Origin of the sequence: Peribacillus phoenicis (assembly GCF_047238085.1) — a bacterium.
Lineage (GTDB): Bacteria > Bacillota > Bacilli > Bacillales > DSM-1321 > Peribacillus.
Genome location: NZ_JBDFMF010000001.1, coordinates 2,150,530 through 2,163,217, shown reverse-complemented (window position 1 = coordinate 2,163,217; position 12,688 = coordinate 2,150,530). Strand labels below are relative to the sequence as shown.

Here is a 12,688-nt window from a genome sequence, read left to right as displayed (position 1 = left end):
CCCTTTTAAAGATAACGTAGGTATTTTTCCTGTTACAGTGTTTTAATTAACTTCTCCATATCCAAGCTACCTTCTTCCGTTGCTATTCCAATTCCTTCTATATATGTGAATTCTTCAGTATCAATAATCTTTCGAGTATCTATTTTACCCTTTTCATTAAAGTCTTTATAATATGCAATTTCATCATAATCACTTATCTTTGCTTTAACTAACTCACCGTTTTTGTTGACGTATTCAATTGTTTCTACTTTACTTTTTGTCATATTAATCCTCCGAATGGCATCCACTTGAGCATTTCTTTTGGATTTCAGATTCAATTCGAGTTATCACCTTGCTCATATTACCATTGATGGCACTTCCACTAAATCGCACCGTTTTCCATCCAATTGATCTTAAGTATGCATCTCGCTTCCTGTCGTGTGCTTTAGCTTTTTTGCTTGAGTGAAATTCTTTACCATCACATTCAATGGCTAATCGATATTCTGGAAATGCCACATCAATTCTATATCTTCTTATTGGATACTGTGTAGTTGGTTTATAATCCCTCATCCATAAAGCTTTTAATACCCTCTTCTCAATTGGACTTTAACATTTATCCAATTCCACAAAGTATGGGGGGATGTAATGATCCACTTTAACTCCTTTACTTCTTCGCATGTCCAAACCTAGAAAGACAAACCCTGTTATGACAAGTCCAAAAAATACGACATATTCTACCATTGTAAATAAATTTCCCCTTTCTCGTAGGTACAAGCACTCTTGAAGATGTCGCAGATCGAAAGGTAAATGAATTTTCATTAGATGAGGTGTTCGATATTGAACCAAAGGGATAAAGCCATTATTAATGACTTAAGACAATTCAGAATGATGTCAAGAAACCAGATAGTTGAATTACATTTTAAGCATCTTAAGAATCCAATAAATTCTTGTAATAGTGTTTTAAAACGTTTAACAAGGGATAACTTTATCAAGTGCAGCACACTTCACTCTCCATACGTTTACTTCAACTCTGACTGCAATATTAAACCAGACTCAACTAAAATCCCCCACTTCCTTGAACTTGTAGATACTGTTATTGAAATGAAAGCACATAGGGAAACCAAAAACCTTATGATTGAGCCTAAATATGGAGAAAAAGGAACAATCGAACCCGACATTTTTGCTATTTGGTTCAATCCCATATTTATCGAAGTTCAACGCAATGTTTATACAAAAGAAGTCATGCAAAAGAAAATTGATCTTTATGAAACTTATTATGATACAGGAGATTGGAAAGATGAACCTTGGCAAAAACCAGATAAAAAGGTATTTCCATCTATCCTAATTATTACCCCAACTCGATACGCAGTAAAAGTAAAAAGCTTGAAATTTATCAATCCCCTTCCATTTCTGACTTTATTGAAAGTAGATCAGGTGAAGCAATATTAGAAGTAAAACCTAAACCTGTTAAAAATGTTATTCAAACCGGTGGTTCATTAAAGATAAAAAAAGCCCCTACTCATAGCGAGTAAGGGCTACATTTTTATTTATTGTTCTTAAAACAAGAAACATGTTAGTTTATAATAAAAATAGGAATATATTACAGAAGATCTAAAGGAGGCTATTGACTATGAGAAAAGCCTTTATAAATGAAGATATTCAAATTCTGGTTGCATGGGATTTTGTTAAGTTAAAAAAAGGAACAGAAATAATCTTTATTAGAGATAATGGAAACAAAACCTTTTATATAGAACTAAAGAAAGGTAAGTATAAGGGAAGAAGAATTAACATTGATCCAGAAGTAATTACCTTAAAGTAAATATTCCATTAGGAGGAAAATCATAATGACTGATAGAGAAAAAGCTATTGAGGCTGTGATGAAGTTTTTGGGAGATAAAACAAAGCGAATATTATTGGTAAAGGGCTATGATAATGACGCTAAAGTCAGGGTGATTCTCTCTTGTTTGAATAAAGAGTTTGACAAGGGAATAATAAGAACAAGTTCTATGGGCGATATTTCATTCCATATTAATCGAGCTTTTAATAAAGATCTTTTACCTAGTGCAGTTAAATCTACAGCAAATTATACATTGGGAAGTATGACTGTCAATATAAATAGTTATACAGATCATACAAAAAATAATCCAAGAGGCAATGAAGATACATTTACTTTATTTCACCCTGTACAAACAGTGCTAGATGATTCGAAAAGATATGAGAATTTTTTAAATGATATTAAGAATACTAATTCAAGAAAAATAATATTAAGTACTACAAATGAATGGAGTATAAAAGACTGGAGTATCGAAAATCATGTCGATGAAGTTTTCTTTTATGAAGTAGAAAATGATAATCCTGAAATAATGAGAAATTTAAGGAATAATGACGCATTTTAAAGATATGATCAAAATAATAAAAATAGGAAATAAAAAGGCCCTCCTCAATTTGAGAAGGGTTATAATTCTATCCTTTTATAATATTCACTGAGTATCCTTTTTTTTCTTTAACTGCTGATCTATGAAAAAGAGGAGATGAATTTCCTTATTTACAAAACCAAACCATAAATGTTAGTATATTATCATTGATTAGGTTGTTTTACCTATTTTAGTAGGGAGAGAAAAGTATTGAAAAAGTTTTTTAAGATTGGTTGTTTAGGATTTATCGGGCTTATTGTATTAGGTATAATTATCGGTATCGCTACCGGTGGCGATGATACTGAAACAGCAAGCACAGAAGTTAATACAGAAGAGACAACAGAAACAAAAACCGATACAACTAAAGAAATTGCAGAAGTTAAAGAAGAGCCTAAAAAAGCAGAAAAAGAGGAAGAACCAAAAGAACCAGAAGTACCTACAGAATATAAATCAGCTTTACAAAAAGCGGAATCATACGCAGAAATTATGTCGATGTCAAAGCAAGGTATTTATGACCAGTTGACTTCAGAAGCAGGAGAACAGTTCCCGGAAGATGCAGCGCAGTATGCTATTGATAATGTCAAATGGGATTGGAAAGAAAACGCTCTGAAGAAAGCGAAATCATATACAGAAACTATGGCGATGTCTAAAGATGCAGTATACGACCAATTAATTTCAGAAGCTGGAGAACAATTCACTCCAGAAGAGGCGCAATACGCAATCGACAACTTAGATAAATAACACAAAACGAAAAGCCCCTACTCAAAAGAGTAAGGGCTTTTCTGAATGGCGTTCTATTGGGGATAGTGCCATAATATATAATCCCCATCCAATTTTTAATTATTCATCGCAAGAAAATAAATTGAGCCCACCTCATTACTGCGAAGGACTTTTTATTTGGCTTATCCGTTTACAACACTTACAGAATACCCTTTTTTCTTTAATTCAGCAGCTAACTTAGTTGCATTCTTCTCATCAGAGAAAGCACCTACTTGAACCTTATGTAAAACACTTTTCTTTTCAACTGGTTTAGCTTGTTCTTTTAACTTTTTACCTGATAACGTTTCAGCTATTGCTTTACAACAATCATCAAAGTTCTTCTTGTAAGCATCAGCATTTGTTTTAGTGTCTTCAAAGCATACCTCAATCAGAATAGCTGGTTTTGCTGTCCCCTTAAGAAATCCGAGATCCGTTCTTTTCTTCGCACCACGATCCTTAATTCCAAGTGCTTCTGAAATAGCCTTCGATACCTTTGCCGCCAAGGCTTTATTTCCGTCTCCATAATAAAGAACCTCTGTACCACCATTTTCCGTTGTACCAGCATTAAAATGTACAGATACATCTAAATCCCGACTTTTGCTATTGTGATATTTTACAATTGTATTGATATTGTCCCGCTGAGTTATTGACGTATCATCATTAAATGTATGTACTTTACAATTTTGTTCTTTTAGATATTCAGCAACTTTCGATACAACCTTCCTTGCTTCATTAACCTCATCTAGATACCCACTTGCACCACGTACTACTTTAGCGTGACCACTTGAAATAACGAATTCATTCAATTTCAATTCCTCCTTGGTTGGTTATTAATTCTTATTTTCCTGAACAATGATTTATTTAATTTCATTTACATCTTGAGCCAGTGTTGAGAATGCTTGAGCTTGTGTTTCAATTACGACCTGATTCTTTTCAATTACAGATTGATAATTCGCTTCCCGTTCTTTATTGGTTTTCATCGTTGTCCATAGTAACCATACGAATAGGACTGCGTACCCACCCTGTTTTAAAAATAAATTAAATATTTCTGTTTCCAATTGATACACTCCTTTCATTGCAAAATAAAAAGCCGCCCTTTTGGACGACTTGGATTTTATTGAACTAAATATTTTTTATGTTGATCTCGTTTTCTTTGTAGTACATTATTTTTTCACAAGAAATACAGTAAAAGAATTACTGTCTACTACTCATCTAGTTGTTCTGATCCAAATCACGTCTTCCTCACTGTCGTCAATTTCAACCTTGTATCCGAGTGATCTTAATAAAATAGAAATCTTTTTAACGCTAGGAACCAATTGCGTTCCTAACTGTGCTTTACTTAGTTTTGTAAATCCCATTTGATATAATTCTTTAAACACTGTACTTAATACGTCAAGGCTGTTTGGTAATGGTTGCATCTTAATGTACCTCATTGGGAAATTTTAATTAATTTATCTTAAAATTTATTTTCTTTAGATGAAATTTTCAAAATAGGCTTATCCCACAGTATGCCCCTATTAAATTGCAATTAATACTTTTCCTTTAGTACAGAATCTAAAAGACTGTAAACCTCTCCATCAGAAGCATTATCTCTAATGGCAGTCAGTATAAAACGTAGCTCGTATAAATCAATTCGAGCTTTCTTTTCATTAAGAATCACTAATGCCTCTTCCATAAAGAATCCATTACATTGCTCACGCTCCTATAATGTTCCTAATTGTCAGCTCCCTTAACTTTCCACTCTATATTTGAAGAAATAAAAAGCTAATGAAATTTACCTTCGCTTGCTCTTATTCAGAATCCTCTACGTATTCTACTCCTAGCTCCCCTTCTAACTCTGTTACTGCTTGTTCAGCTTCATCATACTCATCTTTAGCTTCATCAAGATATTCCTCTAATGTAATGCCTGTATCTATTCTTGCTTTAGTAAAATTCGAAAGAACTCCTATTTGATTTACGGCAGAAGCTTTTAGACCTGATATAACCTTGTTTAACATTTCTACTTCTTCACCTGTAAATTCTTTACCATACATTTCAGACTCCAATTTTAAAGCCTCTAAATCATCTTTTATCCAATTCAAATCATCGATATAACTATCTGCTGATTCATTTATTTCTTCAACAGGTGTAGTACTGTCATTGACTAAATTAAATCCATGCATTTTACTATCATAACCATCTATATCAAGTGATTTCATTGAGGAATGAATGGTGTCCATAATTGCACTCTCATAAACATTTTTAAAGGAATTTATTTTTTCCATTCCTAAATATATTTCTTCTGATGATAAGGATTCAATATCCCCTTTGAGTTTATTGAATTGTTCATCCATATCTTCATCATCATTCATCGTGATCCAAGCCTCGCTACCAATGGCATTGGCTAAAATATTTACACCATTTTTAACAGAGGGAAAGTCTTCAGATTTCATATAGCCCTCTTCTTCTGTAGCGTCTTTACGTTCCTTTGATACAGTTTCAAGTCTTTCTAATGCTTCCTCTTTGGCTGCCCTACCTTGTTCATCGCTTACTACTACTTCAGTTTCTTCAGACCCAATTGATGCCTCTTCTGAAGTACATCCTACAAGTCCCATTGTGACTATAGGTAATAATAAAATTTTTTTCAAGTGTAACATTTAAATCTTCCCTCTCCAGCATTATTATGTAGGTGTCAAAATTCCAAAGTTTATAATACCATTATATTGTTATATAGGAAATAAGCATTTAAAATTTGTATTAAATTAGTGGATTTTAAATATTGATGAGTCTTCTGACACAAAAAGAGGACTCCCTTTTGAAGTGAACCCAAAAAGTTAGACACTTTAATGGTCGAAGAAGGCGAACTGAAAATCCACTAGGCCTCACATGCCCGCTACTTCGAGGACTTCTTGAAATTCGTCGAATATGGCGAATCGATGCCGGAAATCATGAAAAACCAGGTCATCCATATGGTCCATGAACATGTATCCGCTCAATTCGAAGAAAACAGTGACGAACTGCAGAAATTCGAACAGGACTTGGAAATCTGGGAAACAAGGGATAAACGGGAAATCCAGGAACGTCTTGAAACCCATCAAGTTGTCGAAGCCACAGCCCAGATTGTCGAGCATACACCTGAAGCCGAACTGCGAATGAAGCTTGGCAGTACATCCGTCAAAGGACTTCTAGCCGATTTTGGCGACAGCATCCATTTAGGAAAGATTAACGGCAAGTATGTATTAATGATAGAATCCGATACGATAGAGTTCGATAAAGGTGTCTCGCCGATTGAGTTTCATAGGCCGGATGATTTGATGGAGAATGTGGAGAAGATTAGTAGGAAGGTTTGAGGGATTAAACAAGGAATCTTAGAAGTTTTTTGAACGCTAAAAGTGTTGATATAACTATGACTTCACGCATTTTTGTGACCACATTTGTGACCACGAAATTAGCATGAAAAGAGTATTGTTGTGACCAAAAATGTGACCACGATTGTGACCACAAAACATAAAAAAATTATAGTCTTAAGGCTTGTATTGCAAGGTTTCCATTTAATAAATTATTCATTTAACCACTTCGCTAGTGAAAAAGCGAAGTGGTTTTAATTTTAAATATTTGTTTTCTCTTTTTCTATCCTTAACCGATCAGAAAAGGCATCTCGCTATCACAAATTAATAAACACGACTCTCACACTGTTCTTTTAAAATTAAAAGACTTCTCTACTTATATAACAAACTCCTATACTACTCAATTAGCATTGTGAATAACTACCTATATTTAATTATAAAGTACTCTTATCCATTTGACTAAAAAAACCTTATATTCCACGTATTTACTTTATTTTAACTACTATTACTCTAATGATTTCTAGTTCGATGTTATACTTTATGGTAACTTTAATCTTTTTTATTCGAATAGCTATTTTATACTAGAAATACCAAAGGCTACCCGTTATTATTAGACTAGTACATAATTATTATATTGGAGGAATTAGTAATGGGTTTATTTGATATATTTAAAGGTGATAAAAGCAATGATATGACTCCTCATTTTGCGTTTGCAACATCTTTACTTTATATGATGGGTTCAGATGGCGAAATGGATCAAGAGGAAATCGGTCAACTTTTGGCTGTCATTGGTGGTAAAGAAATAGATGGGACAATCTATGTAGGTGGAAATAATGACGACATGTTTGAAAGAGCAATTAAATATGTTAGAAAAAATACTGTTGATCAATTTTTAACTGAGGCAACTCCAATATTAACTGACGCCCAAAAAATGTGTATTCTGGTAAATTTAATTGATTCCTCATTGGCTGATGGTGAACCAGAACGAGAAGAACAAGAATTATTCTCCAAATTTTTGCAGGCTTTTGATATATCGGAAGATCGTTTCAGACCTTTCTTTGAAATAATAGTATTAAAGAACGATCGCTCTGTATTTATAAATCAAAATCATCCTAAAAATCAAGCAGGCTATAAGGTGAAATTGCCAAGTTAAAAAGTATAAGCCCTCTCATAAGAGATGGGCTTTCATTATGTCAATTAATGAGAATTAAGTTAATCTTTTTTATATTATTGCTAAGAAGGAATGGATAAAAAATGGCTATTAGAAAAAATAATAAAAGTTTTATGTTAATAGAATACCCATTAACACTTAATGAAATGGAGCAAATGTCTCTAGATTTTCCGAAGACTGAGCGTACATATTATGATTATGCTTTTAAAGCACTAAAGAAGGTTATGAAGAAAGATGAAAGAATTTATTCCTTTAATGTTGCAGACCCCAAACTGACAAAAACTGGTTTTATTGTTGTAGCTGAGAGCAGTCTTATTTTCCTTACTTTAAAAATGGGCTTATTTGGTGGTGCTGATTCTGAAATTGTTAAATACAAAGATATTAAAAGTGTAGATTTTGATTTAGCCCCCAATCCTTTCGGAATGGCACAGATGAATTTAGGTATGATTTATTTGGAAATGAAAGGAATGCTCGGCAGTAAAAAACGCACGATTAGAAATATCCCAGAGGAAAATTTGGATAATGTTGTTGAATCGTTGAGAAATAAAATAAAATAAATGTTTAATACACCTGCTAAGATTCATCTTACTTAGTAGTTTAAGCTTTACCAAATTTGAGGTTAACAAAAAATACCTCTCGTCATAGAGGTTACCATAAGCATTCCTAGGTCTAGAACAAGGAATGCTTATTTTCCAAGCGATCAATTCGGGTCAAGATCTCTCCATTTATTAACGTCATAAAGCTCCTTACAAAAATCTCTTAAACCATAAATATCATTACAAACTAGTGATACGGGAAATACCAATCCCGTGGGTTTAGGGCGCATAATATGGAAATATCCCCCCACCTCTTGAATCGTCCATCTAATTCTAAGGATTTTCTCATATTTCGAAAAGTGTTCAATCACTCGAGTATTAGACATTTCTTTAAACGCTACTACCCTTTACGTAACTTACCTTGAATTTTACTCCAGTGCTTTCTCACCTGATTTTTAATTAAAACCCGAACTGGTAGTTCAATCATTTTCTCATGCGCTTCTTGGGCATACGATATGAAATTACCATATCCTTTATAATCATAGCCTAGATGAGTATAAAGCTTATATAACTTCCATCGGTAAGTTTTAATACCTCTAACTTTGGTCCTTTTTCTAGATATCATCGCCTTTCTATATGCACGGCTATAGTATTTAAATACACTCTTCTCACGAATTTTTATCGTCTCACCATCTAATAAGAAACCAAGATAATCAATTTTGTCTAGCTTATTTTCCAGTGTCTTTATTCGTCCATTTTCATAGATGCGTATCTCGGTTTTCTCTTCTTGGACCTTTAAATCATCGTATTCTTTTATTATCTCATATACTTCATCTACCAAGGCATTAACACTCGTTTTGTTGTCTTTTGCGAAAGGAATAACAATAATAAGGTCGTCACAGTATCTTCTATATAAAGCACTCTTACTTTCAGCCCATTTCTTTAGGCTCGCATCAAATTTAATAAGATGAACATTGGAACAAACAGCACTCATACCTGACCCTTGGGGAATTCCATAATCCTCCTCATGTGTCTCAATACGGTATTTTTTGAACTCTCTAAACTCAGAAGGATTCATAATTCGTTTTAGAGTTCCTTGCTTTTTCAACTTCTTCAACTGCTTTTCCCCATATTTACTAATTAAGTATTCATCAATTGCTGCCTTATCGATGTAACTGAAATTAGTAATACTCTTAAACACTTTATAAAAATCCAAAGGTAACTTATCAAGACCTAATACTGTTTTAATATTCTCTTTCAAAACCTTATGATTAATAGTATCGAAAAACTTTGTGAAATCTAGAGCCATAATTACAGCATTATCCTGTTGAAGGATAAACTTAAACACTTCTTTTGCAAAGTCGATATTATTTTCACCTGACTTATTATTCCTATATGCGATAGCGATTTCATTAATACCCTTCTGTTTTGCATATTCATTGTAGGCATCATTTAATCGCTCACCATAGTACTTGTATATATAACTATCTATATGCGAAGCATAGTATATCATTCTTTCCTTAGGCTTTTTAAACTTGAAGAACTTCTGATCTTTACATAATCTCAGATCTTTTGAAGTAACATCTGGCTTTACCGTATACTTATTTAACTTAATCTTATAATGAATGAATGGCAAAAAAGCATGTCCCGCAACCCAGTTTTGATCCTGAATTTTTTGGTAAACATGCTCCATTTTTATTCTTTTATCAAAATGAAGATATCCTTTAGAGCGGTATCTCTTCATGTCTATTTGTGAAGAGCTGGGGAGATTATGTAATTGTAGCCTATTACTCTGATCCATCAGAAAACCTCCCTAGCATACACTTTCTCGCCTGAAAGATAATAAGGTGTTTAGGGTACTAGTCTATAATAATACCTTTCGCATCATAATCACCTGACAGTAAGGCCAACTTGTTTCCACTTATACGGTACAATCTAATTAAACAAATGATTGTCTATTTGATTGTGGAAGGGTTGGATATTATTGCTCATTGACTTACTGATCGACGTCTTGGCGACTCTAGTCGTAAAGCTAATTCTTAACATTGCCGAAGTTGACAATGCCAAACCTTCTCCTCTTATCACCAGTTAGATAAGACAATTAAATTATACCAAAATACTCCAATTAATTCAATTCAAAACTTTTAATATATTCAAAATTACCTCTGAATCTAAGTTATAAGTTTAGCTTGTTGCTCATTCTTCCTTGCTCTACTTCCTTGTATGTATGAGTCTCAAGCCATTTCAAGGCATGTTCTACTTGTTGCTTAGAGTGATTTCTTGGTCGTTTCGTGTGGATGCACCTACCTAGCACCCCTTCTGAAAACAGCACCTGTGATGAAGTGGTAATCACGCCCCCCCACATGCCTTTTATAGCTTCCTAATAGATTGCAAATATGAATTAGTTGCGATTCGACTCAGAACCGCAAAAATGGCATTCCAAGCTATTTTAGATTTTATGACTCTTCAAGTCTATTATGCTCAAGTCTGATATATGGACATGATAATCAAAAGCCAGATTTATTTGTAATTGTTTATGAGACTACATATCATGCATCTAAAACATAGCCTGGATGCTTCTCGATACTTAGGGATAAAACTCATAACGAACATCCTTCAATCGATCTAGGTAACCTCTTTTATCGCACTGTTCAGCTGTTCTATGCTCTCAAGCCTCTCTTCCATTTTCTGTAAATAAAATACTATAATGCATTTTCATGTGATTTACCTACCTTTGAGCGCTTAATATCACCAATCAACCTATACCGCTTCTGGATAAGGTATTAGGCATTAACACGCTTTCTTGATCCGCTATCTCAATACGCCCTGCATATTCGTGCATTAACACAAGAGAGTAACCAACAACAATGTTATAATCCCAGTAGGTAGGTGATTTTAATTGGAGAGAAAGATCGTGAAGGTAGGAAATTCATTGGGTGTAATTATTCCTGCTACATACCTTGAAGAGTTAGGTGTTACATACAAGGACACAGTAGACATGGAGTTTAACCACGATTTGCAGACATTGATCATTAGAAACCAGAAAACGAAACCTAATAATAAAGACCACCTTGAGCAAGTGGTTAAGGGTATCGTTGATAAATACCTTAAGGAAAAAGGTTTATGAAAGAGATGTGAACGCATCTCTTTTTTTAATCTGTCTCAACTTCTTAATATAACACCGTTAACATCTGCCAGAAATTTGTCTCCTTTTATAAACAAAAAGCCGAGATATGAAATCCCGACTCTTTCTCATTGAACTTAATGTTTTACCACTTTAGTAGTTGCCTTAGAACTAGTATTCCCTGCCTTATCCTTTGCAGTTATAGAAAGTGTAGTTCCTTTTTTCTGTGCTTTAATCTTGACTGAGTAGTTACCCTTAGACGTTGCTTTTGCTGAACCAAGGGATTTACTTGCTACCTTCACAGTTACAGTTGAATTTGCTTCTGCTTTTCCAGTTACAACTTTATCATTGTCATCTACTTTCTTTACTGTTGGCTTGCTTGGTGCGACAACGTCCACAACAGTTACCGATGCACTTGAACTCACATTCCCTGCACTATCTTTAGCTGTGATCGTCAATTTAGTTCCTGCTTTTTGAACAGCTATTTTAATAGAGAATGTTCCTTTAGATGTTGCCTTTGCAGAACCTAACACTTTGCTTCCATTTTTAACAGTAACCGTAGAACTAGCCTCTGCTTTTCCTGTTACTACTTTGTCGTTATTATCAACCTTATAAACAGTTGGCTTAGATGGTTTAACATCATCTACAAATCCAGTTGCGATAGCATACATGTCATCACTTGTATTATTATCAATATCGTCTACATTATCTCGGTCGTAAACACCTACATAGTATGTGCCTTTTTTAACATCATACCCTCTATATTCAACGCCATCTTCATATTCGCTACCTAGATATTTTAAGTTACTATTTTCAACATAGTCTTTTTGTACTGCTGCAAATCCTAGATCAATAGCATATGAGAATGCTGTTCCTGCTACAAGCAAAAATCCATCACTAGGAACGACCACTTTAGAAAAATCTACATCATACAAAGGAAGCAATCTTCCAATTGTTGGTTTTTCGTATGACGAGTTATCTGCTGAAGCAAAGTCGTTATTGTACTCAACTTCAAAAATATAGTCATCATCACTCATTTTACTATAACCCTTGCCTGACTTTGATTGTGAACCTTTTACTTCTTTTTCAAGTTGATTAAACGTTTTAGAATCCACTAAACCTTTTGGAAGTGGTTTTTCAACCTGACCTTCAATAGCCTTCTTCATCAACTCGTTTTCATTTCCCTCTGCCTTAACTGTGCCTACCGATAATGATGAAGCAAATAGACCTACAGCAACCAATGACAAAATACCTTTATTAAGCACAATCCCCCCCTTTTTAATTCGTTATAAAGAACCATTTGCTTTTTCTATACTAATACATAAGTACCTAAATTACCATAAATTTCTTTATCTTTATTTTGACAAAAAATGCATGAC

The 12,688-nt window shown here is 33.8% G+C and carries 15 protein-coding genes and 1 pseudogene; 8 read left to right on the top strand and 8 right to left on the bottom strand.

Features of this window, described 5'->3' with window-relative positions; translation table 11 throughout:
* Positions 1 to 32: 32 nt before the first annotated feature.
* Together ABC374_RS10520 and ABC374_RS10515 are read right to left on the bottom strand one after the other, a co-directional pair.
* Positions 33 to 263 (bottom strand): hypothetical protein, encoded by a 231-nt coding sequence (locus ABC374_RS10520; protein WP_413017543.1) that lies wholly within the window; start codon positions 261 to 263, stop codon positions 33 to 35.
* Position 264: 1 nt separating this feature from the next.
* A complete protein-coding gene (locus tag ABC374_RS10515; RefSeq protein WP_413020320.1) occupies positions 265 to 579 on the bottom strand; it encodes an endonuclease domain-containing protein in 315 nt (104 codons plus the stop codon).
* Between the two features lie 237 nt (positions 580 to 816).
* Between ABC374_RS10515 and ABC374_RS10510 the strand changes: the two genes are divergently transcribed.
* The 4 genes from ABC374_RS10510 (at position 817) to ABC374_RS10495 (ending at position 3,134) form a co-directional block, all read left to right on the top strand.
* Positions 817 to 1,428 carry a hypothetical protein gene (locus ABC374_RS10510; protein ID WP_413017541.1) on the top strand — a complete coding sequence of 204 codons (612 nt, stop codon included), beginning with the start codon at positions 817 to 819 and terminating at the stop codon, positions 1,426 to 1,428.
* Between the two features lie 181 nt (positions 1,429 to 1,609).
* Positions 1,610 to 1,798: a hypothetical protein gene (locus ABC374_RS10505; RefSeq protein ID WP_309518995.1), complete on the top strand. Its 189-nt coding sequence runs from the start codon at positions 1,610 to 1,612 to the stop codon at positions 1,796 to 1,798.
* Positions 1,799 to 1,823: 25 nt separating this feature from the next.
* Positions 1,824 to 2,375: a hypothetical protein gene (locus ABC374_RS10500; RefSeq protein WP_413017539.1), complete on the top strand. Its 552-nt coding sequence runs from the start codon at positions 1,824 to 1,826 to the stop codon at positions 2,373 to 2,375.
* Between the two features lie 228 nt (positions 2,376 to 2,603).
* Positions 2,604 to 3,134 carry an Ltp family lipoprotein gene (locus ABC374_RS10495; protein WP_413017537.1) on the top strand — a complete coding sequence of 177 codons (531 nt, stop codon included), beginning with the start codon at positions 2,604 to 2,606 and terminating at the stop codon, positions 3,132 to 3,134.
* 161 nt (positions 3,135 to 3,295) lie between these two features.
* On the opposite strand, the gene ABC374_RS10490 is transcribed toward ABC374_RS10495, so the two are convergent.
* The 4 genes from ABC374_RS10490 to ABC374_RS10475 all read right to left on the bottom strand — a co-directional run bounded on the left by ABC374_RS10490 (position 3,296) and on the right by ABC374_RS10475 (position 5,788).
* Positions 3,296 to 3,958 (bottom strand): N-acetylmuramoyl-L-alanine amidase, encoded by a 663-nt coding sequence (locus ABC374_RS10490; protein ID WP_413017535.1) that lies wholly within the window; start codon positions 3,956 to 3,958, stop codon positions 3,296 to 3,298.
* A 51-nt stretch (positions 3,959 to 4,009) separates the two neighbouring features.
* Positions 4,010 to 4,210 carry a BhlA/UviB family holin-like peptide gene (locus ABC374_RS10485; protein WP_413017533.1) on the bottom strand — a complete coding sequence of 67 codons (201 nt, stop codon included), beginning with the start codon at positions 4,208 to 4,210 and terminating at the stop codon, positions 4,010 to 4,012.
* A gap of 150 nt (positions 4,211 to 4,360) precedes the next feature.
* Positions 4,361 to 4,570 (bottom strand): hypothetical protein, encoded by a 210-nt coding sequence (locus ABC374_RS10480; RefSeq protein ID WP_413017531.1) that lies wholly within the window; start codon positions 4,568 to 4,570, stop codon positions 4,361 to 4,363.
* A 372-nt stretch (positions 4,571 to 4,942) separates the two neighbouring features.
* The gene (locus ABC374_RS10475; protein WP_413017529.1) at positions 4,943 to 5,788 is read right to left on the bottom strand and encodes a hypothetical protein; all 846 of its coding nucleotides are present in this window, start codon (positions 5,786 to 5,788) and stop codon (positions 4,943 to 4,945) included.
* A gap of 189 nt (positions 5,789 to 5,977) precedes the next feature.
* Between ABC374_RS10475 and ABC374_RS10470 the strand changes: the two are divergent.
* The 3 genes and pseudogenes from ABC374_RS10470 to ABC374_RS10460 form a co-directional block, all read left to right on the top strand.
* A pseudogene (locus tag ABC374_RS10470) lies at positions 5,978 to 6,481 on the top strand (DUF3900 domain-containing protein); the annotation flags it as partial.
* Between the two features lie 646 nt (positions 6,482 to 7,127).
* Entirely contained in the window at positions 7,128 to 7,631 is a 504-nt protein-coding gene (locus tag ABC374_RS10465; protein ID WP_413017527.1) for a tellurite resistance TerB family protein, read from the top strand.
* A gap of 101 nt (positions 7,632 to 7,732) precedes the next feature.
* Positions 7,733 to 8,206: a PH domain-containing protein gene (locus ABC374_RS10460; protein ID WP_413017525.1), complete on the top strand. Its 474-nt coding sequence runs from the start codon at positions 7,733 to 7,735 to the stop codon at positions 8,204 to 8,206.
* Positions 8,207 to 8,585: 379 nt separating this feature from the next.
* Here ABC374_RS10460 and ABC374_RS10455 read toward each other — a convergent pair whose 3' ends face one another.
* The gene (locus tag ABC374_RS10455) at positions 8,586 to 9,986 is read right to left on the bottom strand and encodes a reverse transcriptase domain-containing protein (protein WP_413017523.1); all 1,401 of its coding nucleotides are present in this window, start codon (positions 9,984 to 9,986) and stop codon (positions 8,586 to 8,588) included.
* A 1,098-nt stretch (positions 9,987 to 11,084) separates the two neighbouring features.
* On the opposite strand from ABC374_RS10455, the gene ABC374_RS10450 reads away from it, so the two are divergent.
* A complete protein-coding gene (locus ABC374_RS10450; protein ID WP_413017521.1) occupies positions 11,085 to 11,312 on the top strand; it encodes an AbrB/MazE/SpoVT family DNA-binding domain-containing protein in 228 nt (75 codons plus the stop codon).
* Between the two features lie 134 nt (positions 11,313 to 11,446).
* Here the strand turns inward: ABC374_RS10450 and ABC374_RS10445 are convergent, their stop codons facing one another.
* Positions 11,447 to 12,574, bottom strand: coding sequence for an Ig-like domain-containing protein (locus ABC374_RS10445; protein WP_413017519.1), 1,128 nt, complete (start codon positions 12,572 to 12,574; stop codon positions 11,447 to 11,449).
* Positions 12,575 to 12,688: the final 114 nt, after the last annotated feature.